General features: G+C 39.7%; 27 protein-coding genes. 19 read left to right on the forward strand and 8 right to left on the reverse strand.

The genetic code is table 11. The annotated features are described in order from the left end of the window. The first annotated feature begins 64 nt into the window (after nucleotides 1–64). Both TEL01S_RS07160 and TEL01S_RS07165 read left to right on the forward strand, forming a co-directional pair. Nucleotides 65–1,291 carry a M16 family metallopeptidase gene (locus TEL01S_RS07160; RefSeq protein WP_012003436.1) on the forward strand — a complete coding sequence of 409 codons (1,227 nt, stop codon included), beginning with the start codon at nucleotides 65–67 and terminating at the stop codon, nucleotides 1,289–1,291. Next, a complete protein-coding gene (locus TEL01S_RS07165) occupies nucleotides 1,234–2,343 on the forward strand; it encodes an HD-GYP domain-containing protein (RefSeq protein ID WP_232504352.1) in 1,110 nt (369 codons plus the stop codon). Before TEL01S_RS07160 ends, TEL01S_RS07165 begins: the two co-directional genes overlap by 58 nt. A gap of 1 nt (nucleotide 2,344) precedes the next feature. On the opposite strand, the gene TEL01S_RS07170 is transcribed toward TEL01S_RS07165, so the two are convergent. Genes TEL01S_RS07170 through TEL01S_RS07180 form a run of 3 tightly spaced genes read right to left on the reverse strand, consistent with a single transcriptional unit; the run spans nucleotide 2,345 to nucleotide 3,643 of the window. Continuing rightward, nucleotides 2,345–2,824 (reverse strand): ferritin-like domain-containing protein, encoded by a 480-nt coding sequence (locus tag TEL01S_RS07170; protein ID WP_028843891.1) that lies wholly within the window; start codon nucleotides 2,822–2,824, stop codon nucleotides 2,345–2,347. Between the two features lie 26 nt (nucleotides 2,825–2,850). Then, a complete protein-coding gene (locus TEL01S_RS07175; protein WP_028843890.1) occupies nucleotides 2,851–3,207 on the reverse strand; it encodes a hypothetical protein in 357 nt (118 codons plus the stop codon). Next, a complete protein-coding gene (locus TEL01S_RS07180; RefSeq protein WP_041426471.1) occupies nucleotides 3,194–3,643 on the reverse strand; it encodes an HNH endonuclease in 450 nt (149 codons plus the stop codon). The genes TEL01S_RS07175 and TEL01S_RS07180 overlap by 14 nt, the downstream gene beginning before the upstream one ends. Nucleotides 3,644–3,831: 188 nt before the next feature. Here TEL01S_RS07180 and tnpA point away from each other — a divergent pair, with 188 nt between their 5' ends. From tnpA to mnmE, 4 genes are all read left to right on the forward strand, one after another. Further along, nucleotides 3,832–4,245, forward strand: a complete 414-nt coding sequence (tnpA, locus tag TEL01S_RS07185) for an IS200/IS605 family transposase (RefSeq protein WP_012003439.1) — start codon at nucleotides 3,832–3,834, stop codon at nucleotides 4,243–4,245. Further along, nucleotides 4,229–5,401 carry an RNA-guided endonuclease TnpB family protein gene (locus TEL01S_RS07190; RefSeq protein WP_012003440.1) on the forward strand — a complete coding sequence of 391 codons (1,173 nt, stop codon included), beginning with the start codon at nucleotides 4,229–4,231 and terminating at the stop codon, nucleotides 5,399–5,401. Before tnpA ends, TEL01S_RS07190 begins: the two co-directional genes overlap by 17 nt. Before the next feature lie 114 nt (nucleotides 5,402–5,515). Then, nucleotides 5,516–5,962 (forward strand): GatB/YqeY domain-containing protein, encoded by a 447-nt coding sequence (locus TEL01S_RS07195; RefSeq protein ID WP_012003441.1) that lies wholly within the window; start codon nucleotides 5,516–5,518, stop codon nucleotides 5,960–5,962. Between the two features lie 5 nt (nucleotides 5,963–5,967). Further along, a complete protein-coding gene (mnmE, locus tag TEL01S_RS07200; RefSeq protein WP_012003442.1) occupies nucleotides 5,968–7,320 on the forward strand; it encodes a tRNA uridine-5-carboxymethylaminomethyl(34) synthesis GTPase MnmE in 1,353 nt (450 codons plus the stop codon). A gap of 30 nt (nucleotides 7,321–7,350) precedes the next feature. Here mnmE and hup read toward each other — a convergent pair whose 3' ends face one another. Beyond that, the gene (gene hup, locus TEL01S_RS07205; protein ID WP_012003443.1) at nucleotides 7,351–7,623 is read right to left on the reverse strand and encodes a DNA-binding protein HU; all 273 of its coding nucleotides are present in this window, start codon (nucleotides 7,621–7,623) and stop codon (nucleotides 7,351–7,353) included. A gap of 269 nt (nucleotides 7,624–7,892) precedes the next feature. Here hup and TEL01S_RS07210 point away from each other — a divergent pair, with 269 nt between their 5' ends. Genes TEL01S_RS07210 through TEL01S_RS07230 form a run of 5 tightly spaced genes read left to right on the forward strand, consistent with a single transcriptional unit; the run spans nucleotide 7,893 to nucleotide 13,831 of the window. Beyond that, complete coding sequence (locus TEL01S_RS07210; protein ID WP_028843889.1) at nucleotides 7,893–9,197, forward strand: hypothetical protein; 1,305 nt, start codon at nucleotides 7,893–7,895, stop codon at nucleotides 9,195–9,197. 12 nt (nucleotides 9,198–9,209) lie between these two features. Further along, nucleotides 9,210–11,858, forward strand: a complete 2,649-nt coding sequence (gene ppdK / locus TEL01S_RS07215) for a pyruvate, phosphate dikinase (RefSeq protein ID WP_012003445.1) — start codon at nucleotides 9,210–9,212, stop codon at nucleotides 11,856–11,858. Between the two features lie 32 nt (nucleotides 11,859–11,890). Beyond that, complete coding sequence (locus TEL01S_RS07220; RefSeq protein WP_038051828.1) at nucleotides 11,891–12,493, forward strand: class I SAM-dependent methyltransferase; 603 nt, start codon at nucleotides 11,891–11,893, stop codon at nucleotides 12,491–12,493. Beyond that, the gene (locus tag TEL01S_RS07225) at nucleotides 12,486–13,187 is read left to right on the forward strand and encodes an energy-coupling factor ABC transporter ATP-binding protein (protein ID WP_012003447.1); all 702 of its coding nucleotides are present in this window, start codon (nucleotides 12,486–12,488) and stop codon (nucleotides 13,185–13,187) included. The genes TEL01S_RS07220 and TEL01S_RS07225 overlap by 8 nt, the downstream gene beginning before the upstream one ends. Next, a complete protein-coding gene (locus TEL01S_RS07230; RefSeq protein ID WP_038051574.1) occupies nucleotides 13,175–13,831 on the forward strand; it encodes an energy-coupling factor ABC transporter ATP-binding protein in 657 nt (218 codons plus the stop codon). Before TEL01S_RS07225 ends, TEL01S_RS07230 begins: the two co-directional genes overlap by 13 nt. Before the next feature lie 5 nt (nucleotides 13,832–13,836). Here the strand turns inward: TEL01S_RS07230 and TEL01S_RS11200 are convergent, their stop codons facing one another. Further along, complete coding sequence (locus tag TEL01S_RS11200) at nucleotides 13,837–13,968, reverse strand: hypothetical protein (protein ID WP_266105289.1); 132 nt, start codon at nucleotides 13,966–13,968, stop codon at nucleotides 13,837–13,839. Between the two features lie 373 nt (nucleotides 13,969–14,341). On the opposite strand from TEL01S_RS11200, the gene TEL01S_RS07235 reads away from it, so the two are divergent. The 8 genes from TEL01S_RS07235 to TEL01S_RS07270 all read left to right on the forward strand — a co-directional run bounded on the left by TEL01S_RS07235 (nucleotide 14,342) and on the right by TEL01S_RS07270 (nucleotide 23,416). Beyond that, nucleotides 14,342–15,106, forward strand: coding sequence for a DeoR/GlpR family DNA-binding transcription regulator (locus TEL01S_RS07235; protein ID WP_012003449.1), 765 nt, complete (start codon nucleotides 14,342–14,344; stop codon nucleotides 15,104–15,106). Nucleotides 15,107–15,178: 72 nt separating this feature from the next. Then, a complete protein-coding gene (locus tag TEL01S_RS07240; protein WP_012003450.1) occupies nucleotides 15,179–16,192 on the forward strand; it encodes an autoinducer 2 ABC transporter substrate-binding protein in 1,014 nt (337 codons plus the stop codon). 141 nt (nucleotides 16,193–16,333) lie between these two features. Then, a complete protein-coding gene (locus TEL01S_RS07245; RefSeq protein WP_012003451.1) occupies nucleotides 16,334–17,839 on the forward strand; it encodes a sugar ABC transporter ATP-binding protein in 1,506 nt (501 codons plus the stop codon). 3 nt (nucleotides 17,840–17,842) lie between these two features. Further along, nucleotides 17,843–18,859: an ABC transporter permease gene (locus tag TEL01S_RS07250; RefSeq protein WP_012003452.1), complete on the forward strand. Its 1,017-nt coding sequence runs from the start codon at nucleotides 17,843–17,845 to the stop codon at nucleotides 18,857–18,859. 33 nt (nucleotides 18,860–18,892) lie between these two features. After that, on the forward strand, nucleotides 18,893–19,921 hold the full coding sequence (locus TEL01S_RS07255; RefSeq protein WP_012003453.1) for an ABC transporter permease: 1,029 nt from the start codon (nucleotides 18,893–18,895) through the stop codon (nucleotides 19,919–19,921). A gap of 16 nt (nucleotides 19,922–19,937) precedes the next feature. Further along, complete coding sequence (locus TEL01S_RS07260) at nucleotides 19,938–21,005, forward strand: aminopeptidase (protein WP_012003454.1); 1,068 nt, start codon at nucleotides 19,938–19,940, stop codon at nucleotides 21,003–21,005. A 17-nt stretch (nucleotides 21,006–21,022) separates the two neighbouring features. Beyond that, complete coding sequence (locus TEL01S_RS07265) at nucleotides 21,023–22,576, forward strand: FGGY-family carbohydrate kinase (RefSeq protein WP_012003455.1); 1,554 nt, start codon at nucleotides 21,023–21,025, stop codon at nucleotides 22,574–22,576. 27 nt (nucleotides 22,577–22,603) lie between these two features. Next, a complete protein-coding gene (locus TEL01S_RS07270; RefSeq protein WP_012003456.1) occupies nucleotides 22,604–23,416 on the forward strand; it encodes a BtpA/SgcQ family protein in 813 nt (270 codons plus the stop codon). A 175-nt stretch (nucleotides 23,417–23,591) separates the two neighbouring features. Here TEL01S_RS07270 and TEL01S_RS07275 read toward each other — a convergent pair whose 3' ends face one another. The 3 genes from TEL01S_RS07275 to TEL01S_RS07285 form a co-directional block, all read right to left on the reverse strand. Further along, the gene (locus TEL01S_RS07275) at nucleotides 23,592–24,422 is read right to left on the reverse strand and encodes a carbohydrate ABC transporter permease (RefSeq protein ID WP_012003457.1); all 831 of its coding nucleotides are present in this window, start codon (nucleotides 24,420–24,422) and stop codon (nucleotides 23,592–23,594) included. Then, entirely contained in the window at nucleotides 24,419–25,294 is an 876-nt protein-coding gene (locus tag TEL01S_RS07280; RefSeq protein ID WP_012003458.1) for a carbohydrate ABC transporter permease, read from the reverse strand. Before TEL01S_RS07280 ends, TEL01S_RS07275 begins: the two co-directional genes overlap by 4 nt. 76 nt (nucleotides 25,295–25,370) lie before the next feature. Continuing rightward, complete coding sequence (locus TEL01S_RS07285) at nucleotides 25,371–26,666, reverse strand: ABC transporter substrate-binding protein (RefSeq protein ID WP_012003459.1); 1,296 nt, start codon at nucleotides 26,664–26,666, stop codon at nucleotides 25,371–25,373. Nucleotide 26,667: the final 1 nt, after the last annotated feature.

Consider the following 26,667-nt stretch of genomic DNA (forward strand, 5'->3'; position numbering starts at 1 on the left):
GAATCTTTAACCAACAAATGCCAGCATTTTGCTGGCTTTTTGTGTAAAACAGGGAGGATTATGCATGCAAATTGAGATAAAAAAAACAAATTCAAATAAGATCTACATTGTACCGGTAAACGGTGTTGAAACTGTATCAATTGCATTCATTGTTCCGGCAGGTTCAACATCTGAAGACAAAGAATATGCAGGCTGCGCACACCTTCTGGAACATATAGTATTTAAAGGTACGAAAAGATACGATGAGTTCTCGCTGAAATATGAACTGGAAGTTTTCGGAGGTAGTTTAAACGCGTTCACCACAAAAGATTTCACAGTGTACTATGCCAGAGTTCCATACTTTCATTTTGAAAAAGCTGTGGACATACTCGGAGAACTTGTCTTTAGCCCTCTCATCGAAGAAGAGGCGGTAAATCTGGAGAAATCTGTGGTCATAGAGGAAATAAAATCCTATAACGAAGATCATTTAACTCGCGTTCATGATCTGTTTGCTGAGAGTATATTAAAAGAACCTTATTCCAGGCCGATCAGTGGATACGAAGAAACGGTGAAAAAAATCGACGCCGATGTGCTGAAAAAATTTCATCAGAAACACTACGGTAGTATCAAGGTTATTGTCGTGGGCAAGGTAACTGATGATCTCTTAAAAACAATTGCGAATATCCTGAGAAATGATAAACCCGTTTCTGAAAACAACCTGAAAGTGAATTTCAGCAATCCTTCCAATGCTTATGAAGCCAGATCGAACATAACTCAGGTACACATGATTACAGGAACTCCAATCGAAATAGGTCTTGAAGATAAGAGATATCCTGCCCTTCTCGTTCTCAATACTCTATTGGGAAGTGGAATGAGCTCTTTATTATTCAACACGATAAGAGAAAAGCTTGGATTGGTTTATGAAATTGACACAGTTGGCAATTTCTGGAAAGAATCTTCTTTAATAGGTATCTATGCATCTACAAGTACTGAAAAGTTTCCAAGATATGTACAGGAAATAAACACCATATTGAAAAGGGCCACAATAGAAAAACATTATTTTGAATACGGCAAAAAGAGGTTAATTGGAAAACTTCAAATGATCACAGAAAGTGTTCCGAGTGTGTTTGCTTATGTACTCGAATTTCTCATATCAAGAAGTGAACCACTACCGATTGAAAGGTTATTCGAAAAAATCGAATCTGTTGAATACAATCATGTTCAAAATCTATGGCGAGAGATTTGTGAAAACAGATGGCACTGGACCTGTATAATTCCACATGGAGAAGAAAGGTTGATGAAAGAGCTATGACTCAAACTGAAGGTCAGCTTATCTGGAAAGTGGTAGATTCTTTGCTTCCCGGAGATATATGTATGGAAACTATAAAACTTTCTAAGGAGCAGCCACCGGTAATCAAAATGGGGGAAATGCTCGATTCAGAAAAAATTGAAATCCTCAAAAAATCGAATGTAAGATACCTGTGGGTCAAGATACCACCAGCAATTCCACCTGTAATAGAATCACAGAAAATAGATAAAATCAAGAAGGATATCAAAGATATTTTTAAAACCGCAGGCGAAAAAATGACCATAAACAAAAAAAATATTGAAAATCTTTCGCAGGAAATTGTGAACAACGTGGTGAAAAATTTTTCTGACAAGATATCTTTGATTTTTCTTATTCAGGAAAATGACGAAGAATACACTTATGTTCATGAAGTCCATGTTGGAATAATTTCATCTCTTGTAGCAATGGAGATGGGACTTAAGATAAGCGACATAGCAAGACTGACTTTTTCAGCCATTATCCACGATGTAGGAAAAATAATGGTACCTAAAGATATTCTGTATGCTCCGAGAAGACTTACCCAAAATGAGTTCGAGGTCGTAAAGCGACATGTTGAATTTGGAGAAAGAATATGTAAATTGTCCAAAGTGGAAGATGAATTTGTCCTGAGTGGCGTAAAAGATCATCACGAAAAACTTGATGGGACAGGCTATCTAAGAGGGCTTAAATCAGATAGTATATCACTGCCAGCCAGAATTATTGCCGCTGCAGATATATACGATGCTCTAATCTCAAACAGATCTTACAAAGCACCATGGTCACCATACAAAGCCATATCTGAGTTAATAAGAATGGCCTCCGTAGGAAAGATTGATAAGAAAGTTTTGTCTGCCTTCATATCAATTATGGGACTTTATCCCATTGGAACAACAGTTTTATTAAGCAACAACGAAAAAGCAGTCGTTGTCGCAAACACAAAAAATCATATTACTCGGCCTGTTGTTCGATTACAAGATGGTTCTGTCGTAGATATATCGAAAGAAAAAAATTTAAGGGTAATTCAGGTTTTAGACTGATCTAAAAAAGAGGCACAAAGCCCTGATCATCCCAGAACTGTTTCATTGATTCATCATAGAGTTCTCTGAGCATATCTCTATGTTCCTTTTCCCAGTTAGCAAGAGAAATAAGCGAATCTTTCATCTTCAAATCATCTGTTTTTTGAGCGGCACTCTCGTAAAAATTTGCAAAATCATGTTCTATCAGATATGCCATTCTTAAAACAGACAGATCTGTCAGAAACTCATCTTTTTCTCCTATCTCCTGAAGTTTTCTATTTTCAAAATATTGTGAACCTTGAAAAGATAATCCTGCATCAATTTCATCTTTTAAAAGAGATTCTATATACTCGGCGTGCGCCTGTTCCATCTCTGCAAGTTGTTTGAATATGTCCTTCAATTGAGAATTGCTTAATTTGGAAAGCCAGTCTTTATAAAAATTTCTGCCTTCTATCTCGCGTGCAAGGGCATATTTGAGCACCAATTTCGTCTGTTCATTCATTGTTTCACCTCCTCTTTAACAAAAATTTAGCAAGAAGTCTCCATCTTATAGAAGATGGAGATGAATTGCTGACAAATATAGCTATTGTTTCTACATATCAGATTGAGTTTTTCTGAATTTATCTGTTTGTATTTGCCTGAAACTTGCAGATACTCACCATAAATATTCTGCACATATACCCACTTTCCTGTAAAACCGCTTATAAACCCTGCTATTTGTAGTTCTGGTATATACACCTTGTCCCATAAACACCATTTCTTTTTTCTTGTTACTATTTCTTTTGTGTTCTTACTGTTTCTTTTTGCTTCTCTATTAGGTTGACTTCTACCTTTACGAGGAATTTCTTCATGCAAACTACGTTTCTTTTTCCTAACTTGCTTCACAATAATACCACACATCATCTTGCTTCTTTGGCCTTATCCCTGTAATAGCAATAGCATCATTAATATGCGATTTCTCTAACCCCCACTCTCTTCTTGTCCTTTTAGTATATAACCCAAATGTATACGCTATTTTTTGTAATTTAGGCACAAGATAATCTCTTAAAACATTCATAAAAACTGTTGACCGAAAATCTCTTATTTTCGGTAACTTTTTCCCTGTAAACTCTTCATACGACATATTCCCCTTTGCCATATTATGAGTCTCACAACAACAGACTAAATTGGTTGGATTATCTGTCCCGCCTTTACTACGCGGTATTATATGGTCTGCTGTTAGTTTTTCTGAACATTGTATATCAGATCTTAAATCTTTATAATGACATTGATAGTTATCTCTTATCTTTACGTATTCCTTTATACTGTCAAAGTCTTTCATCACACCATTCTGATACTCTGCTCTTCGAATGTTGGGATTTATAATAGCCTGTACATCAAATTGTCCTACTTCTACTTTAACAAGAAATCCGACAAGAAGTCTCCATCTTATAGAAGATGGAGATGAATTGTTGGAGAAAAAGTATTGACAAAAATCAGTTTCGGTATATAATGATATAGGTGACGATTATGAAGTTAGATACTAATAAACATTCAGTATTTCTTTTACATTATCATCTTGTGCTGGTAATAAAATATAGACGTGATGTGATTACTGACCAAATTTCTAAAAGACTCAAAGAAATATTTGAGTATATCCAACCGAGCTATAACATAACACTGTTGGAATGGAATCATGACAGAGACCACGTACACGTCTTATTTAAAGCTACTCCAACAACGCAACTTTCAAAATTCATAAACGCCTACAAAAGTGCTTCATCAAGACTTATAAAGAAAGAATTTCCAGAAATTAGAAAAAAGCTTTGGAAAGGAAATTTTTGGTCCAGAAGCTATTGTTTGATATCGACAGCTGGAGTACCAATTGAGATAATTAGAAAATACATCGAAAGTCAAGGTGCTAAGAGTGCTCAGAGCCTATAAGTACAGAATTTATCCGACAAAGGAACAAAGAGAATTTTTTGAAAAAACCTTTGGCAGCTGTAGATTTGTTTGGAATAAAATACTTGAAGAAAAATTGCAAGCTTTGGAACGCGGTGAAAGACTTCCAAGAATAACTCCTGCCAAATATAAAGAGGAATTTCCTTTTCTAAGGGAAGTAGATAGTCTTGCACTTGCTAATGTACAGTTACAACAAGAGCAAGCATTCAGAAATCACTTCAAAAATAGAAAAATGTTTGGAATACCGAAATTCAAAAAGAAAAAAGACAAACAATCTTTTACTACAAACAACCAAAACGGAACAGTAATGCTTATTGCCGAGTATCTGAAAATACCAAAACTAAAAACACTAATAAGAATGAAACAGCACAGAACATTTGAAGGAACTATAAAGTCAGTAACAATTTCAAAAACAAAAACAGGGAAGTATTATGTTAGCGTGCTTGTTGAAGAAGAACCAAAGCAAGATTACAACAATAACAAGAAAAATCTAATATGTGGAATAGACGTTGGAATTATAAGCTTTGCTACAATCGCAACTGATACAGGAATTGTGAAGATTGAATATCCAAAATACCTTATTAAAAACGAAAAACGACTAAAAAGATTACAAAGGCAGTTATCAAGAAAACAACGGAATTCGAAAAACTATGAAAAAGCAAGAATAGTGCTTGCCAAAAAGCATGAATATATAAGAAACGCAAGAGAAGATTTTCTTCATAAATTGTCAAAGACCATCATAGACGATAACCAAGTCGTGGTGGTTGAAGGATTAAATATTAAAGGACTGACAAGAACAAAACTTGCCAAACACATCCTTGATAATTCATGGTCAAAGTTTATAAGTTTTCTAAAATATAAAGCAGACATGTATGATGTAAAAGTAATAGAAGCAGGTCAATTTTTTCCTTCTTCAAAAACATGTAGTATATGCGGATACATTAACAAAGAACTTGAATTGAAAGACCGCGTCTGGACATGCCCTAAATGTGGAACAACTCACGATAGAGATGAAAACGCTGCAATAAACTTGAGAGAGTATGGATTAGATTTATATAACCAATTAGTAGGGATGGAACAGCCCGAATTGACGCCTGTGGAGACTGGACCTCTACCGCAAGGCAAGTCTGGTCGATGAAGCAGGAAGCCTTCGTTTCTAAAAGCGGAGGTAGTTCACACTTTATTCATCTGTAATTATTATACAACGAGTGTATAAAAATTATCAGGACTGAAAAAACAGGAGGCTGGTAAAATGACTCTAAAAGAAAGGTTAGCTTTCGACTTGAAAGATGCTATGAAGAACAGAAACGAAGCAAAAATCAGAACTGTGAGATTACTTATGTCTGCTATCAAGAACTTTGAAGTAGAAAAGATGGCACAGGCCACCGACGAAGAAATTGTTCAAATTATGATCAAAGAAGCCAAAAAGAGAATAGAGTCAATTGATATGTACAAACAAGCTGGAAGGAATGATCTTGTATCAGAAGAGCAGGAAGAATTAGATATTATCAATTCGTATCTACCAGAACAAATGAGTGAAGACGAAATAAGACAATTAGTCATGAAAATCATCCGGCAAAACAATCTTTCGAATCCGAAGGACCTGGGCACAGCTATGAAATTGATAATGCCACAAGTGAAGGGAAAAGCTGATGGAAAACTGGTTAATAAAATAGTGAAAGAGTACTTGGGAGGGTAAAATATTTGCCGGACACAATAGTTGCAATCTCAACACCAATAGGAACTGGTGCTATATCAGTAATTAGAATGAGTGGCAGCAAATCTTGGCAAATATGTCAGAATGTCTTGCTTAGGAAAACAAAAATTGAACCAAGAAAAGCTTTTCACAACTATGTTAAAGACTCTGATGGAACAATACTCGACGAAGTAATGGTGATTTTCTATAAATCGCCAAACTCATATACCGGAGAAGATATGATTGAAATAATGTGCCACGGCGGAATAGCTGTAACCCAATCTATTCTTGATACTCTAATTTCTCACGGTGCAAGGCCTGCTGAACCGGGTGAATTTACGAGAAGAGCTTTTCTTAATGGAAAAATTGATTTGACAAAAGCAGAGGCTGTAAAGCAAATTATAGAAGCTTCTTCACGCAAAACAGTTAAACTTGTTGCCGCAAATCTTGCAGGAAGGCTATCCGAAATTGTTCATAAATTGAGAGAAACATTGCTTGGAACACTTGCAAAAATAGAGGTAGAGTTTGATTACCCAGACGAAATCCTGACAGATCCCTATTTGATAGAAAAGGAACTAAACGATGCTATTTTGCAAATTGAGGAAATTCTCAAAAACGCTCAGAACAGACTTATTTTATCATCCGGTATTAAAGTAGTAATTATTGGAAAACCGAATGTTGGAAAATCTACCTTGCTGAACACTTTAGTAAAAGAGGAACGGGCTATAGTAACAGACATACCCGGAACAACGAGAGACTTAATAGAAGTTCCGTTGATGATAAATGGAATTTCCTTCACTTTGATTGACACTGCTGGTATAAGACATTCTCATGATGAAGTCGAAAAAATAGGTGTCGAAAGGGCTATAAAAGCTGCTGATGAAGGGAATTTAATCCTTTTTGTCCTTGATGCAACCACACCGGTAGACGAAAACGACAAAAAAATACTGAGCCTTATAAAAGAAAAGAAGTACATAGTTGTTATAAATAAAATCGATGCAACAGATTTAATAGATCGAGAAGAACTAAAAAAAATCTTGGGAACTAACACACATGTATTGACCATCTCAGCTTTAAAAAAGGAAGGTATACAGCGTTTAGAGGAAGAAATAATAAAATCTGTGAAGGATCTTATTCAACAAACCGATGGGTACATAACCACCCAAAGGCAATATGAATACCTCGCAAGTTGTAGAAAAGAATTATCAGATTCAATAGAAGCATTCAAAAAAAAGCTGCCTCTGGATATAGTTGCTCAAAAAGTTAAAGAGGCTTTGGGCAGTATTGATAAGCTACTTGGGACAGATTATACAGACGATCTGCTTGATAGGATATTCAAAGATTTTTGTGTGGGAAAATAAAAGGGGGCAGTCAAAGCCCCCCACACTCTCTCATTTAACCTTCTCTTTGAGAGCTTTACCAGGTTTGAACTTCGGGACTTTTCTTGAAGGAATAGTTATAGGCTTCTTGGTTTGTGGATTGACTCCTTTTCTCTGAGCTGCTTTCCTTACTTCAAAACTCCCAAAGCCAACAAGCTGAACCTTTTCGCCTTTTGCAAGAGCGTCTGTCACAGTGTCAAAAACCATGTCAACGACTTTCTTAACATCCTTCTTCTTAAGGCCAGCTTTTTTTGATACTTTGTCGACGAGTTCTTTCTTGTTCATCCGTCATCCCCCTCCTTTATTGGGATTTGGGAGACTTCATCTCCCTCTTTTACGAATCATAGCACTTTTTTGATGGTAATTTCAAGTCCCCCCTGATGAAAGGCTAAAAAACGGATTGTTGTGAATCTGAAATAGCCTTCTATAAAGAACTTTAGCCGTATAACAGAGAGAAAACCTTTGATTTAAAGCGTTTTTGGGAGTAAAAGATTCTTCATCGCCATTTTCGTGGTATTATTGAGTGAAAAGGTCAACAAACAGGAGGGATTGTCATGAAAAAGTTGTTGTTTTTTTTCTTTATTGTGTTAGTCGCATCACTTTACGGGATCACTCAATTTGTTCCGATAGACTATGAGCAGATTTTTATTGCAAAAGATAATGCTACTCATTACTCACTTGCGAAAAATACACAGCTGGTAGATATACTGGCTAACAGTCTTGGTATTGAGCCCATGATTCAGGGATTTCTTGCAAGCTCACTTGTTCAATACGGTGCAACAGCAGAACAATTGACCGATTTAATAAGCAAAGATGTCATGATCGTCACAAAAAAAGATAACATTGCCATTATAGTGGGGCCTTCCTCAAATGCTCTGAAACTTTTAAAGGCAGTTACAGAAATACTCGGGGCAAATTTCCAGGCGGCTGTGAGCGGCAGTTATCTCTTAATATCTACTGATAAGGAATTTTTGGAACAATGCTTAAAGGGCGGAGGAACTATCCCCGAGGAAATACTGGAAAAGTTTTCCGACAGCTCAGTCTGGGCCGTGCTATTTTCACCCAGAATTTCTATGCAGGATTCAGTTTTCTCGCTGAAAGGAACTATCAAGGTTTTTTCTGATAAGATATCGGGAGAATACTCGATATATCCGGAAAATGATAAAGCAAGAGATCTTTTAAAAGGTATGAAATCAACGAAAGAATTCAATATGTATACTGATCCAAATCTTGGCGGAGAAATATTCATATTTGCCAACGTGGGTAATTTCTCAGTACTTTCAAAACTTTATCAGAGTTTGAATTTATCTTCTACATATTCAAATCTCTTTTCAAACATGGAAACCTTTCTCCCCGAGGGGACAAAGACAGAAAACTTAGAAGGACAATTCGAAGAATTAACAGAGCTTTCCGACAAACTTACTGGCCAATTTGCCCTCTCTTTAAAAATTTCGAATATGATTGAAGCTTTCTTGTTCTCGGAAGAAGATCAACAAATACCAAACCCTGTTTTGTATGCCGTAGTAGGAGGCAAAATCAGCATAGAAGAGTTAAATCAGACAACAAATGGACAGATAAAAGTTGATTCAGGGATTCGCTATATAGATCTTGAAGGAATATACATAACAAGTGAATCAGACAGACTGAAAGTGTACTCAACTATGCCAGCCCAGTTCAAAAATGAAAAAGGTTCTCTTGAAAAAGCATTGAGCTTTTACAAATCAGATATGCCATTTTTCATCTTTGTGGATTTCTCACCAATTCTTGAAAAACTGACTGGCATAACTGTGGACTCAATATTGCTTTTAACAAGCTCTGTCAATGATAAAATTTTTACTGTAAATTGGTATCTAAAATGAGGAGGTGCTGTGATGGCAAAAAAATTTGTCTATTTTTTTGCAAATGGAGTAGCCGAAGGTAAAGCCGGGATGAAAGATATCCTCGGTGGAAAAGGCGCGAACCTTGCTGAAATGACGAATCTTGGTATACCTGTCCCGCCTGGTTTCACGATTTCTGCTGAGGTGTGTAAATATTTTTATCAGAACAATCGTACATATCCTGATGGTTTGAGAGAAGAAGTAAAAAACGCGATGAAGAAATTGGAAGAAGCAACAGGAAAGGGTTTTGGAGATCCAGAGAAACCTCTTCTTGTTTCTGTAAGATCCGGAGCAGCTGTCTCGATGCCTGGAATGATGGACACAATCCTAAATCTTGGATTAAATGATAAGACTGTCGAAGGTCTTGCAAAAATGACGAGCAATCCTCGCTTTGCATACGACGCCTATAGAAGATTCCTTCAGATGCTTGGTGACACAGCTCTCGGTATTCCAAAACACAAATTTGAAACAGCTCTCGATAACATGAAAAAAGCTAAAGGCGTAAAACTTGATGTCGAACTTGATGAAAACGACCTTAAAAAACTTGTAGAACTTTATAAAAAGATCTATGAAGAAGAAAACAAGCAATTCCCACAGAATGTAGAAGAACAACTATGGCTTGCTATTGATGCCGTTTTCGGTAGCTGGATGAGTGAGCGTGCAATAAAATACAGGGAGATAAACAACATTAGAGAAGACCAGATGCTTGGAACTGCGGTAAATATAGTTGCCATGGTTTTTGGAAATATGGGAGAGAAATCAGGCACAGGTGTGGCTTTCACGAGAAATCCTAATACTGGCGAAAACGAGATATACGGTGAATTTTTGCAGAACGCACAGGGAGAAGATGTAGTTGCTGGTATAAGAACTCCTCTTCCACTTGACGAACTCAAAAGATTGATGCCAAACGTTTATGATGAACTGATTGGAATAATGAAAAAACTCGAAAAACACTACAAAGACATGCAAGATATAGAATTCACAATCGAAGAAGGAAAGCTTTACATGCTCCAAACACGAAACGGTAAAAGAACGTCAAAAGCCGCGATAAAGATTGCTGTAGATATGGTTCACGAAGGATTAATTAACAAAGAAGAAGCTGTAATGCGCGTAAAAACAGAAGATGTCGAAAGAGTGCTCCACCCAAGATTTGATGAAAAAGCATTATCTCAGGCTAAATCTATAGCCAAGGGCTTACCTGCATCCCCCGGCGCAGCCACAGGAGTTGTGATTTTCGATTCATCGAAAGCCGAAGAGTTAGGGCGAAAAGGCGAGCAGGTTATTCTCGTCCGACCCGAGACAAGCCCGGAAGATGTTGGAGGAATGGCTTTTGCTCAGGGAATATTAACGTCGAGAGGCGGGATGACATCTCATGCAGCAGTTGTGGCTCGCGGTATAGGTAAACCTGCTGTTGTTGGAGCCGAAACAGTTGAAGTTAAAGAAGAAGAAGGTTTCTTCAGGGTAAACGATACTGTGGTAAGAGAAGGAGACTGGATCTCAATAAATGGCTCTACCGGGGAGATACTGCTCGGAAAAATTCCGACAATTAAACCTGTTGGTTTAGAAGGCGAAGTAGCAAAATTACTGGAGTGGGCAGATGAAATAAGAAGATTGGGAGTAAGGGCAAACGCAGACATACCAAGGGATGCCGAAGTAGCCAGGAAGTTTGGGGCAGAGGGAATCGGACTGTGTAGAACAGAACACATGTTCTTTGAAAAAGATAGAATACCAAAAGTCAGAAAAATGATTGTTGCTAAAACAAAAGAAGGAAGAGAAAAAGCATTAGAAGAACTCCTTCCACTTCAAAAAGAAGACTTCAAGGGTCTATTCAAGGCAATGGCAGGATATCCAGTAACAATAAGACTTATCGACCCACCGCTCCACGAATTTCTACCTCACGACGATGAGCAGATAGAAGCAACAGCAAAAGATCTTGGAATCTCATCCAAGGAATTAAAAGATGTTGTAATCTCTTTGAGCGAACTCAATCCCATGCTCGGACACAGAGGTTGTAGATTGACTATAACTTATCCTGAAATAGCTGTTATGCAAACTAAAGCAATCATTGGTGCAGCAATAGAGCTGAAAAAAGAATCAAATCTTGATGTTGTACCAGAAATAATGATCCCACTTGTTGGACATATAAACGAACTGGTCTTTCTCAAAAAAATAATCAAGGAAGTAGCGGATCAAATGATAAAAGAAGCAAATGTCCACATTGATTACAAAATAGGTACAATGATTGAAGTTCCAAGAGCAGCAATAACAGCTGATGAAATTGCTAAAGAAGCCGAGTTTTTCAGTTTTGGTACAAATGACTTAACTCAGATGACTTTTGCATTCAGTAGAGATGATGTTGGCAAGTTCCTGCCCGAATATTTGCAAAAAGGCATACTCGAGCATGACCCATTCAAAACTCTCGATTATGAAGGCGTTGGCGCATTAGTAGAGATGGGAACCAGAAAAGGAAAATCAGCAAGAAGCAACCTCAAAGTCGGCGTATGTGGCGAACATGGAGGAGACCCACGATCTATTAGTTTCTTCCATAAAGCAGGTCTTGATTATGTGAGCTGTTCACCTTATAGAGTTCCCGTAGCAAGATTAGCAGCTGCGCAGGCTACTCTTGCCAGTAAGGAGAAATAATATTGGGGCCTTTAAGGGCCCCTTTGATAGCTATGGATCACTACTATACCAGAAAACCAAATAGCGTACTAAAAATCAGAACAGCTAATTTAAAATTAAAAAATGGGAGAATCTATAAATTCAAGACGCCTTCGGGTGTTTTCAGTTTTGGTAAGGTAGACAAAGCCACAAAAATTCTCGTTGAACATGCTATTGTACATGGTAAAAAAGTGCTTGATCTTGGTTGTGGTTATGGCGTTGTGGGAATTGTCGTGAAAGGTGAATATCCAGACAGTGAAGTTTACATGAATGATGTAAATGAAAGAGCTGTGGAATTCGCCAGAATAAATGCAAAAGATAACAACGTCGATGTTACCATAAAATGTGGATCATTTTACGATCCATGGCAAGAAGAAAAATTCGATGTGATATTATTGAACCCTCCCATGGCAGCCGGAAAGGCAACTGTGCTGAGAATGATCTACGAATCAATCAAACACTTGAATGAAAAAGGTTCTCTTCAGGTTGTTGCTTATCACAACAAGGGTGGTTCTTATATAAAGAAAGCAATGCAGGAAACTTTCGGAAATGTTGAAGATATCTGTAAAGAAGGCGGAATAAGAATATACAAATCAGTGAGGTTGAAAGGTGCTTGAAATAATTGATTTAACTTTCTATTATGGAAACATAAAAGCCCTTGATAGAGTTACCTTCAAAATTAAAGATGGGAGCTTCGTCCTCATCGTAGGCGCAAACGCTTCTGGGAAAACAACTTTATTGAAAATTCTTTGTGGCCTGTTACCCATTCAAAAAGGAAAGATAATGTTTGACAAAAAAGAATTGTCACAAAATGATCTGAGATACCTGTGCGGATATGTCTTCCATAACCCACTAAATCAGATTGTAGGTACCACTGTTGAAGAAGATATAGCATTCGGTCTCGAAAATATTGGCATGGAAAGAAACCGGATGATAAAAGAGGTAGAAAAAACTTTGAAATCTTTTGGACTGTACGAATTGAAAGAAAAGGACCCAGCCACACTTTCTGCCGGGCAGCTTCAAAAGCTTGCTACTGCTTCTGTCACTGTCCTTAAACCAAAATATTTGTTTCTCGATGAACCAACTTCTATGCTCGATGAGCAGGATTCAAAACAGATAAAACAATGCTTGAAAGACCTGAATGATTCTGGTATAACAATACTGGTCTCCACTCATGATTTAGAGCAGTTTCTTGATACTTCAAACTGGATAATCCACCTGAACAACGGAAAAATCGATTTTGAAGGAGAGATTAAAGAGTTTCTCGAAAAAGATTTTCCTGATGTGGAGAGACCGGGATGTTTCAATTAAACCTGAAAAATATTGATTTCTCCTATGACAGTTCAAGAAAAATCCTTCAGAAAGTGAATATGGAAATTTCACAGGGGGATTTCATAGCTATAACCGGCAGAAGCGGATCTGGAAAAACTACTCTTTTGAAAATAATGGCGGGTATTTTAAATCCGTCATCTGGCACTGTTGTGATAAACGGTCAACCTATAAAAAAAGATGAACATTATTATCAGAAAATAGGTTATGTTATGCAATATGCGGAAGATCAGTTTTGCTGTGAAACTGTTTTTGAAGAAATAGCGTTCGCATCAAAAAATTTTGGATTAAATGGAATAAAAGCTCGTGTTGAAAAAGCAGCAAGCTTTGTTGGTCTTGATAAGAAAATACTTTTAAGAAATCCCTTTGATCTGTCAGGTGGGGAAGCGCGAAAGGTGGCAATTGCGTCCGCAATCGCTCATGATCCTTTTTTTCTATTTCTTGATGAACCATTCTCTGGTCTGGATAAACTGGGAAAAGAAAATCTTAAGAAAATACTCTCAAAGTGGAAAGACTCTAAAAAACCTGTTGTTATAACTTCGCACAACTTAAAATATATCCATGACTTTACAAATAAGATCTTTTTGCTCAAAGATGGTTTCCTTACTCAGAAATTAATGATGTGAAATGATTATCCTTTAACGCTCCCCGCTGCCAGCCCACGAACCAGATTATTTTGCACGAGCAGAGCAAAGATAATCATTGGCAATGCGGTAATCACTGCAGCAGCGCCAAAGTCAACTATTCCAAGTCTTCTCATCATTTGTCCCCTCATGGTTTATTAAATCACTGATTTTCTATGTTCGATGCTTTCAGGCTTTTAGACAGTTTCATTTGAGATTTCGTAGACATAAGTGTAGCTTCCAAGATGATCAGTAACCTTTCCTCTTGATCTATTTTTTGTTTCAAAGTTTGTGATGTTGTAGATCTCACATGATTTATACCTATCTTTTTGTTTTTCTCATAACAGTTACACACTCGACTTTTTCATGACTCTAATGAAATGATTGACATAGGAAACAAAAGTGAATGACGCCTCCTGCTTGACAAACGTGTTAGTCTAGAAGTATAATGATCGTGTAAGGATCAAAAATGATCAGATGTGTGATCGATATGATATTAAAGGGTGGCGTGTAATGAACAAAGCGGAAAGGTTACAGAGGATATTTGAAATTCTCTTAGCAGAAGGGAATGCTTCAACAAAATATCTTGCTGAAGCACTTGGTGTATCAGAGATAACTATTAGAAGAGACATAAACAATCTTTGCTCAGATGCAAACTCACCAATAAAGAAGGTGCATGGCGGGGTAGTCTATTCGCTTGAAAAATCCGGATTTGAACCAATGTTTGACCTAAAGATTTCACAAATGGCTGAAGAGAAGAAGAAAATAGCTCGGATGGCTCTGAAACTGGTCGAAAATGGAGACACAATCTTTCTTGACTCGGGAACTACCGTCTACTACTTTGCAAAGATGCTCAGGAGCAAGAGAGGTCTGAGGATTGTAACGGTGGATGTTAGGATCGCAGAATCGTTAGCAGAACAGCCGCAAATCAAGACAATTGTAGCTTGTGGAGAAGTTCGCCCAGGATATTACTCCATTGGTGGCGCTGAGACAGTCGAATTTCTGGAGGCATTCAGAACAGACAAGGCCTTCATAGCGGCTGATGCCTGGAATCTTGATGGTGTGTTCAATTCGTCGAATTTTGAAGTGGCTGTAAAGCGGAAAATGATTGAATTAGCGAGAAGTAGTTATCTTCTGGTTGATCACACAAAATTCAACAAGAATGCATTCATAAGAGTATCGGACATAGATGTTTTCAAAGCCATCATTACCGATCAACCTTTGCCGTCAGATATATCGAATAAGCTTAGCAAGAGAGGAATAACAGTGATGTTCTAAACAACGGAGTGATATTGGATCTAAGCGAAAAAACCGCTTAGAACTTAATTTCATCAAAAGGGGGTATGCGAGATGTTGAAAAGACTTTATTTGCTGGTCAGTGTCTTGGCTTTAGTTGGTGCTATGCTTCTTCTTCCAAACGGAGAGGTTTTCGCGACTTCCAAGGGAAATTTTGTAATGGGAACCGTTGTCAAGTCCATCGCATTTAACTGGTTCATGCGTATGGAGGAAGGTGTAAAACAATTTGGAAAAGACTATGGTGTTACTGCGTTCATGCAAGGACCATCCGTAGCTGATTCGGCGCAACAGGTTGCAATAATCGAACAATTGATTGCTCAGGGTGTTGATGCGATAATTAACGTCCCATACGGAGTACAAGAAAATGATCTGGTTCAAAAACAGGCAATGGATAGTGGAATCATTGTAGTGACGCATGAGGCAGCTACCGCCAGATATGCTCATTATGATGTTGAAGCTTTTGATAACAAGAGCTACGGCGAGGAAATGATGAGACAGTTGGCCCAACGTATGGGTTATGAGGGTGAATATGTGCAGTTTGTTGGTTCACTCACAAATGCTTCACACAACGAGTGGCAAGATGCTGCGCGTGTTTATCAGGAAAAGAACTTCCCGAAGATGAAATGCATTGGAAAGTTCGAGTCCAGAGAAGATATCGAGGCTGCCTATACCACTATGAAAGATCTTTTAAAGAAATATCCAAATATCAAGGGAGTTTTGGGATCTGCAGCAGGTGATGTTGTCGGTGTCGGCAGAGCTGTCCAGGAAGCTGGTCTGTCTGATAAGATCGTGGTAGTTGGAACCAGTATCGTATCCTATGCGGGAGAGCTTTTGAAAACTGGCGCAGTTGATTTGGCGATGTGTTGGGATCCTGCTTTGGCAGGGTATGCTGCCAATGTCGTTGCCTACAAGCTTTTGAAGGGAGAAAAAATCGAGGAAGGTATGGATCTTGGTGTTCCCGGATACACGAAGATTCACATTGTCAAGAACGAGTACGGTGTCCCAGTAATCTACGGTCAAGGCTGGATCTTGATAGATGCATCGAACATGGATAAGTACAACTTCTGAGCTGGTTTTGTAGTTTTGTCAAGTAGTACTAAGGCTTTTAACGCTCGCTTCCAGACCTACCAGTGTAAGTTGGTGGCTTGGAGGCGAGCATGAAAAGGTTGAGTTTTGAATCTTTGAAAGTCTTGGAGGTGTACTCAAAAGGTGAATGATGATTCCTTAGTACGAGTAGAGCATATCACTAAGAAATTCGGAGGGATCACTGCTTTAAACGATGTGAGTTTTCAAATAAAGACGGGAGAAGTAGTGGGGCTGATAGGAGAAAACGGTTCGGGCAAATCCACCATGATCAAGATTCTGTCGGGGGTTTACAAATCCGATTCCGGTGATATTTACATCTTGGGACGCCATTATAAACAGCTGAACCCTATGCGATCTATACAAGAGGGCATACATGTGATCTACCAAGATTTTTCTCTGTTCCCCAATCTGACAGTTGCCGAAAATATCGCTATTCCCCACATAATATCTCAGCGAAGAAAAACAATCAACTGGCAGAGAATGTATGAAATAGCCAAGGAAAATCTTGAGAAGATCACCTCGGACATCTCCTTAGATGCAGAAGTCCGGCAACTTTCTGCTGCAGAGCGCCAGATCGTTGCGATTGCAAAAACACTTGTCCAGGGAGCCAGACTCATCATAATGGATGAACCTACGACTGCTTTGACCCGCCAAGAGGTTAGATCTCTGTTCGGAATCATCAACCAGCTGAAGAAACATGGAATCTCTGTTCTTTTTGTCAGCCATAAGCTCTACGAGGTTAAAGAGGTTGCAGATAGAGTCATCATTTTCAGGGATGGTAATAAGGTCTTGGATGCGCCTATGCAGGAACTGGATCTCAGGACCATGGAATTGCACATGATTGGACGAAAGATTGACAGCGAGGAATTCTCCGTTCTTCAACGGTCAGAAAATAATCCAGAACTTCTGAGAGTTGAAAACCTTTCTCATGAGCCCTATTTCTCTGATGTATCATTCGATGTGAGATACCATGAGATAGTGGGGATTACCGGTTTGTTGGGATCGGGTCAAAGAGAACTGGCACTCTCACTTTTTGGCGTATTGCCAGCACGCTCTGGTCATATCTATCTCGACGGGCATCAGATTCACATACGAAGCATACCCGACGCGATGAAAAATGGAATAGGCTATATACCCGAAGATCGTATCACTGAGGGAATCTTTGCCTCACAATCGGTTACAAACAATCTTGTTGTCACGGTTGTGGACAATTTGTCAAGCCGAATCGGCGTTCTCAAGAAAAACAATATCTGGCAGACTGCTGAAAAATGGGTAAGAGAACTAAACGTCAAAACCCAGTCACCTGCCACTGCCATCCAGAATCTCTCGGGTGGAAACCAACAGAAGGTGGTTATTGCAAAGTGGATGGTCAGCGGACCCAAGCTTTTCATACTCAATGGTCCAACTGTAGGTATTGATGTTGGTTCGAAGGCCGATATTCACAAGTTGATTAGAAACATGGTTAAGGAGCAACAGATAGGGGTTATTCTCGTTTCTGATGATATCCCCGAACTGTTGCATCTCTGTGATCGGATATTGCTGATGAAGCAAGGTAAGTTATCAGGACAGTTCAAGCGTGAAGAGATAGATGAGGTAGGACTTTATCAAAGACTGCTTGGGGAGATATAGAATATGGCAAGAAAAGGAAAGACTTTTTCACATGAAATAACATTGGCTATCTTGATCGGAGTTGTATCTTTTGTTATAAGTCTTTTCAGTCCTGCGTTTTTATCTTTTGCCACTCTGTTCGATCTTGTGAGGAGTTCACTTCCACTTTCTATCATGGCCTTGGGAATCTTGCCAGTTCTTATCGCTGGTGAAATAGACATATCATTTGTTTCAGTAGCGGCGATGAGCTCATTCGCAACTCACATGATGTTGCTCAAGTTCAACTACCAGGGTGGAATAAGTCTCTATTTGATAATTGCTTCGATCATAGGCGCTTTGGCTGGTTTGGTTGTTGGAATCATTGCCACCAGTTTCAATCTTCCAGTCTTTCACGTTTCCCTGGGACTTTGGATGTTCTGGTACGGGTTCAATCTTTATTTTCTCAGCCCAACGATGAATTTCAAGCTTCCTCAAGGATTAGTAGGATACTATTCTCGATATCTGGTGACCGTGAAGGACCCCGTTGTTGGTATCACGGGCTTGCACACTTCTGTTATCTATCTTTTGATCATCACATTGTTCATATGGTGGCTGCTCAAATACACCTTGTTGGGACGCGCTTTGTATGCAATAGGTGGAAACCGTGAGGTGGCTATAAGAACCGGATACAACGTAAAGCTAACGCTTCGCGTAGCCTTGATCATCGATGGGGTGCTGGCAGCTATCGCTGGTGTAGTTCAAAGTTCTTACAGTCGCTTTTTTAATCCCATACTGTTCAGAGGAAATGAGCTTCTTGTTATTGCTGCAGCTGTAATTGGGGGAGTTTCCATTACAGGAGGATACGGCTCTGTGATAGGAGTTATCCTTGGTGTGTTTTTCATTCAGATATCAACTAGGGGTTTGATCTACCTTGGAATACCGGCTGAGTATCAGCAGTTTGTATTAGGTGCTATACTTATCATTTTCTTTGCCATCTCATCGGCCATCACCGAGAATGACGGAGGAAGATCTTTTTTGAGGAGGTTGTTCCGCAGAAACTGAATTGTGAATACTCCGTTGTGAGAGGGGTTTTCGATGAAATCGAGTATGAGCGGGAACACCACGAGAGCAAGACGAATGTTTGTAGATAAGTACAACGTGTTTTTGATTGTAATTCTTGCAATTGTGATCTTTGTATTTGGTTTGAGCACCAAACGTTTCTTGAGTGTGAGAAATTTCTCAGTTATAGTGTCTCAATCCGCTGAGATTGGACTCATGGGATTGGGCATGGGACTTGTCACAATGGTAAACGGTGTTGACCTATCAGTTAATGACACCGCGAATTTGTCAGCACTCATTGCCGGACTATTTCTCAAAGCTATATCCCAGAACTTCTCGTCAATTTCCGCTCCGTTCTTTATTCTTATCACAGTACTCATAGCGATCTCAATAGGTTTTGCCTGCGGGTCTCTCAATGGACTTTTAGTGGGTTATTTACGCATTCCACCCATACTTGCAACTCTAGGTACACTCACTCTATACCGCGGTATCTCCGCAGGTATCACAAGAGGAAAAAGGCTTGCAGGTTTCCCCAGCGAGTTTTCATTGATCGGCCGAGGTCAAATCTTCGGCATTCCCACACCGTTTGTAATACTGCTCATCTGCGGGGTTATCATTCATTTTGTAATTGAATACACGAAGGTAGGCTACAAAATACGAATGGTCGGTACTAATCCAAATGCTGCGAGATTTTCAGGGATTCCTGATAAATCCATTACGATGAAGACTTATATCATGAGTGGTATTTTGTGTTCCGTTGCAGGAATAATAATAATGAGCCGAACCGGTTCCGTTGCATACGAGTACGGTACACAAACTTATACGCTCTTGAGCCTTGCGATCGTTGCACTGGCCAATGTCTCACCTGGGTTTGGAAGTATGGTATCTTTGATCTTGGCTACTGTCATTCTTCAGACGCTTTCGACCGGTTTCTACGCTCTTTTGATGACATCACCAAGGGGAAGTTTCTTCAAAGACCTTTTCTGGGGTGCCTTTTTGGTTGTGGTACTCATAGTCAGGAGAATCGCACAGAGAATCGGAATCAACATAAAGGGGAATTCATGATCTGGGAGGTAATCACATGGACGAGAGATGGAGAAAATTGGGTGATTTATTGGTCAATTATTCCTTAGAGATCAAAAGAGATGAGAAGTTACTCATAACTATGGAGGAGATCAATTCCTACCCTGCGACTTGCGGAGTGTATGAAGCTGCAGTAAAGGTTGGTGCCTATCCGCAGATCGTTTTTCGCTCTGAAAAACTGAACCGGATCCTGACAAAGTTCGGTTCTGATGAACAAATAGCGCGGATACCCGAGATAGAGTCCTATGGTATGGAGTGGGCAGATGTTTACATCGGATTGCGAGGGGCTGCAAATCTCAACGAATGCTGGGCTGTTCCCGCTGATAAGCTTTCCAAGCTGCGCCGTGCTCTTGGCAAATTGTCGACCTTACGCTGGCAAAAGACGCGGTGGTGCCTGGTAAGAATACCCTCTGTGACACTCGCCCAGCAAGGTGGAATTGATGAAGATACCCTTGAAGAAATGTTTTTCGACGCATGCTTCCTGAACTGGCCACAGATCAGTAAGAAGTGGAACGATTGTGTCAAGATTCTTAACAAAGGCAAGCATGTGCGCCTTGCGGGGAAGAGAACTGATCTGAGTTTTTCTGTTGAAGGGCGTAGTTGGAGTGTGGATGATGGGCGTATCAATATGCCCGGAGGTGAGATTTCTACTGCACCCGTTGAACATACAGTTGAAGGAACCATTTATTTCGATTCCCCTGCTGTGTTTGGTGGCAAGGTCGTTCAGGATATAACGCTTCGCTGGAAGATGGGAGAACTCGTACAAGCAACTGCGTCAAAGAATGAAGAATTTTTGAAGGCAGTTCTGAGTACCGATCCTGGTGCGAGTCGAATCGGTGAGTTTGCTATTGGCACTAACCCAGGTCTTAAACATATGTGCGGAGATATTTTGTTGGATGAAAAAATATATGGCACCATTCATATAGCTATGGGCAGAGCCTATCCTGACGTTGGTGGAACCAATCAATCGGCAATACATTGGGATATCATCAAAGATCTTCGCGATGAAGGGGAAATATACCTGGACGGTGAACTTATCTTCAAAAATGGGCAGCTACTGATTTGATGCAGAGGTGAAGGTGTGTGGGGAAAACTTGTTTACTTGGTGTAGACGTAGGTACATACTCTTCCAAAGGTGTTCTGGTAGATCTTGATGGAAATGTGTTGGCAAGCCATGTGGTACCTCACCAGATAGAAATACCCAAACCAGGTTTTGTTGAGCACGACCCGGAAAAAGTTTGGTGGAACGATTTCGTGGTGATCGTCAGAAACTTGATGAAAGCTACCGATGTACAACCCAAGAACATAATTGGCATCGGTACGAGTGGCATAGGCCCTTGTGTGTTACCGGTGGACAAAGATGGGAAACCCCTTCGCAAAGCGATTTTGTATGGAGTGGATACCCGTGCGGGTGATGAGATAGATTATCTTGAGGAAGTGCTCGGTGAAAAGAAGATTCTGAGCCTGGCGGGCTCCAAATTGACCTCCCAAGCCGCAGGGCCCAAAGTCCTATGGATCCGGCGAAATGAACCCGAAGTCTATTCAAAAGCGCGCTGGTTTTTGACAAGTCAATCTTATATAATATACAAATTGACTGGCAAACCTGCAATAGACATTTATTCTGCTGCTGGTTACGCCCCACTTTTTGATGTATTCAATCGAAAATGGGTAGACGAAATGGAGATGATTGTTTCTACCAAAATGCTTCCTGAGGCTTTCTGGAGTCATGAGATCGTGGGACGAGTTACATCAACAGCTGCGAGTGAAACTGGGCTTTCTGAGGGAACTCCTGTGGTTGCTGGAACGACCGATGCAGCCGCTGAGGCCATTAGTGCCGGTGTATCGCAAATAGGAGATATGATGTTGATGCTTGGTAGTAGCGTGTTTTTCATCGTCAGAACACCAAAGATAATAATGTCTGAGAATTTCTGGAGTTCCAATTTCATGCAGGAAAATACTTTCGCAGCTTTGGGTGGTATGTCAACAGGAGGCAGTCTTATCACGTGGTTCCGGGATCAATTTGGACAAATCGAACTCGAAATGGAAAAAAATGGCAAAGGCAATGCATTTGAAGAGCTGTCGAAATTGGCTTCGAACTCTCCTAAGGGTGCAAGAGGCATCATCGTGTTGCCTTACTTTGCGGGTGAGAGGACCCCTATAAATGACCCTGAGGCAAAGGGCATATTTTTTGGCCTGACGCTTCAACATACCAGAGGCGACCTTATACGTGCAATTCTGGAATCGATCGCATACGGTATAAGGCACAACTTTGAAGTGATGACACAAGAAGGGATACAACCTCGGCGTGTCATACTCGCTGGTGGTGGTCTGAAAAATCCATTATTGACACAGCTCATAGCGGATATTTGCACAAGCAAACTGAATATTCCCAATCAGCAAATTGGTGCATCTTATGGAGATGCATTTCTTGCTGCAATAGGAGTTGGTGTTTTCAAAAACATCGAGGCCATAAACAACTGGATTGAGATTCAGGGTGCTATCGAACCAGACCTGAGTTTCTCCGACATTTACGAAATCAAGTACAGATTGTTCAGAGAACTCTACTCTCAAACAAAGGCACTAATGCACGATGTTCACAATCTTCAGGTTCGTCTGTCAGATCAGCAACTATCATAAATCGTACGGCGAGGGAGGTAATCAAAAGTGCAGAATTGGTTAGAAGAAATGTTCAAAGTAAAAAAACCATTCATAGGCATGTGTCACCTACTCCCACTACCAGGAGATCCATACTACAGTGACGGAGATTTAAAGCAGGTTATCGAATGGGCAAAAAGAGATCTGATGGCACTGCAGAATGGTGGCGTTGATGGTGTACTTTTCTCAAACGAATTCAGTATGCCATATGTCACGAAAGTCCCCACGGTTACCGTGGCTTGTATGGCGAGAATCATAGGTGAGCTGAGAACTTATATCAAGGTCCCGTTTGGAGTAGATGTATTGTGGGATCCCATAGCGACGCTCGATCTTGCTGTTGCAGTCGATGCCTACTTTGTCAGAGAGGTTTTTTCGGGTGTGTACGCGAGTGATTTCGGCTTGTGGAACCTGAACTTTGGCGAAGTGGCAAGGCACAGACGCGCCATAGGAGCACAAAAGGTGAGATTACTCTTCAACATAGTTCCTGAAAGTGCCCGATATCTTGCCGATAGAGAGCCGGTAGAAATAGCAAAATCTACGGTCTTCAACCATCGGCCAGATGCGTTATGCGTTTCTGGGTTAACGGCAGGGGTACCGGCAAACACCAGTACGTTGCAGAAGATAAAGGAAGTGTTACCTGATGTGATTATTTTTGCGAATACGGGTGTTTGCATCGAAAACGTCGAAGAGATAATAAGAGTCGCAGATGGTGCAATTGTTGGTACAGCGTTCAAATACGACAAGAGATTTGAAAATCACGTGGACGAAAACAGGGTAAAGGAACTCATGGACAAGGTGAAATCGCTGCGCGCAAGGACTTGAGGCTTATGCAAAGGGTGGGCAAATATCCTACCCTTTTGCTTTTCCAAATTTCTTGTAGCTATCTTTTGTCCACAATTCTTATCTGCATGTTTTCGAATTCCCTCAACTATCAAAGACAGAAAATAGATCAAGGTGCACGATCGTGCACTATATGCTTCATATGGCTAATTGTAACTTATCCTTTAACGCTCCCCGCTGCCAGCCCACGAACCAGATTATTTTGCACGAGCAGAGCAAAGATAATCATTGGCAATGCGGTAATCACTGCAGCAGCGCTCATTGCCCCCCAATCGATATTTCTCTCTGATACAAACATGTTGACAAGCACCGGGAGAGTCCTTGTGGAAGAATTTGTCAGAACAACAGCAAACATAAATTGATTCCAAGCAATTAGAGCAGAGAGAATTGATGTAGCAGCAAGACCAGGCGCTATTACTGGAAGAATAACTTTTCTGATAGCCTGTGAACGAGTACATCCGTCAATTAAAGCAGCTTCTTCCAATGATCCTGGGACCTCAGCAAAAAATCCTCTCATCATCCACAAAGCAAATGGTACGCTGAGAAAAGATGAAGCTATAATGATTGGAAAATATGTTCTATTCAATTCCAAAAATCTGGCAATTAAGAAAAACGGAACCACCATAACTATAGGGGGTGTCATTCTTGCAAGTAAAATGAGAAAGGCAAAGAGATTTCTAAATTTAAATTTAAATCTTGCAAGAGCGTATGCTCCCGGTAAAGCCATTATTAATGAGATAGCCGTTGATGATACTGTCACAAGAATACTGTTAGAAAATGATCTAATAAAATCCGCTCTTTTAAAGAATTCTGCATAATTTTGAACAGTCCATCTTTTTGGAAATAAAGTTGGCGGTATATTCATCTGCTCGGCCCTTTCTTTAAAAGAGGTCATAACGATCCACAAAATGGGCGTCATAGTCCATATCAAACCAATCAACACTACAATAGCAGTGGCTATTTTGAATCTTAATGGGATTTTTCTCATTCAACTTCAACTCCAATGACTCGCATATAGATGATCGTAAAAATCATCGCGATGAATAGAATGAACATATTTGCTGCTGAGGATAACCCCACGTCATAAGAAATAAAAGCTTGACTGTAAGCAAAAAACGATAAAGTTTCAGTCAACCTCCCAGGTCCGCCACCAGTCATTATATAGATCAAATCAAAAACTTGAAGACAAGTAAGGGTTCTCAAAACAGCAGCCACTAATATAGATGGTCTTAAAAGGGGTACTGTAATATAAATAAATTTTTTAAAGGGTGTTGCACCATCAATGGTTGCAGCTTCATAGGGTTCTGACGGCAGAGATTTAAGGCCCGCTAAGAGAATGAGCATGACGACAGGCGTGAATTCCCAGATATCCGCTATTATAAGCATTAGCAAAGCTGTTTTCGGATTGGCCAGCAATGGAAAGTGTTCCACTGTTTTTCCTAACCCCATGAATTTAATAATATAAGGAACTAACCCAAAATTGTTGTCTAATATGAATTTCCATATAAAACCAACCACAACTGGAGCTATTATGAATGGCACGAGGTAGAGTGATTGAACAATTTTCCACCCAAAAAATTCTGTGTTCAATGCCAGTGCAAAAGCCAGTCCCAGGACTATTTCTATTGATACTGCACCAGCAACAAAAAGAAGCGTCACCTTCAGAGAATACCAGGTGAAAGAGTCGGTGAAAAGATTGACATAGTTACGCAATCCAATAAATCTGATTCCTAAATCAGGCCTTAATAATGACCATTTGGTAAACGACGTGAAAGTAGCATATATCAAGGGAATTAGAAATATTATTATTACGAACAACAATGATGGAAGGAGATAAAAATACACTGCCTGCCTCTTCATTCTTAGCAAACACCCCCAGGCAAAGTTCAAATAATAAATATGGTGGAGAGAGAAGATACTCTCCACCAGGGTCATTTCACTTGCCTTTGTAATAACCTTGTTCTTCTAAAAGCTTGTATACACCATTTGCAGCGTCATCCAGTGCTTGTTTAGCCGTTTTAACACCGGATAGATAATCACTAATATTCGGTGCTAAGTAGTCAGAAAGTATTTGCTGCCCCTCGGGTATTAATGGATACAAAGGTGTTGGTATACAGTTTTCTATTGCTTCTTTGAACATAGATAGCCATGGAAGTTTTTCGATCAGCCTCGAATCATCCAATGCAGATAGACGTGCTGGTATACATCCAATTTGTGAAACCTTGATCTCGTTTTCTGGTTTAGTAGCAAACTTAATCCATTCGAGGGCCTTTTCTTTGTCTTTAACAGAAGAACTTATAGCAAATCCCCAGGTAATATACAACATTGGCAATTTCGCGCCAAGTAGTTTTTCATCTCTCGGAAAACCCGCAAATGACACTTTACCAGCAACTTTGGAAATATCAGGATTATTTGCGTAGAAAAGAGCTGTTGTCCAGATTTCCGCCATTGCGCTCTTTCCGTTTTCAAATTCACTCAATGCATCCTGAAAAACGTAATTTTTTGATGAAGGGCTCGCATATTTGAAAAATTCCTTCATATTTTCGAGAGCTGCTATTCCTACATCTGAATTAAAAACAGGCTTCATGTCTGAATCAAAAAGTTGTCCTCCCATTGCCCAGAGTCTCTGCATGAAGTGAGTAACAAGATGTATGCTCCTCTGCCCCATCAAGGTAACTCCATATAAATCAGGTGGCCTATAAAAAAACTTTGCAACGTCCAGATATTGCTTCAAAGTCTCAGGGGGTTGAAGTTCATAACCAAATTGTTCTTTGAACTTCTTCCGTTCTTCTGGATTATTGAAAAGATCTGTTCGATAAACTATACCACCAAGTTCTTGATAAAACGGTACCAGATATACTTTACCGTCAATCACAGCATTTGATATTCCTGGGATGTCATCGAAATTTAATTGATTTGAACCTGGTATATCCGATATGGGGGAAATATAACCAGCTTTTGCGAGAGCTGGGTACCACAACAGTGAAATATAGGGCACATCGTAATCACCACGTCCAGAAGTGTAGCTTAAAAGTAATTGGTTAAAATATTGTGCATATGGAATCTGCTCAACTTCGATATTAATATCTGTCTGATCTGTAAAATCTTTGATTAAAGCTTTCCATGCTTCTGTGTGAATACCAACCTCGCTTACTAATCTCAGGTCTGCTGATAACAAAGTCCCGGATACAATGAGTACAAATACTGCAAAAACAAAGCTAAAAGTTTTCATA

Source organism: Pseudothermotoga elfii DSM 9442 = NBRC 107921 (assembly GCF_000504085.1).
GTDB classification, from domain to species: Bacteria; Thermotogota; Thermotogae; order Thermotogales; family DSM-5069; genus Pseudothermotoga_B; species Pseudothermotoga_B elfii.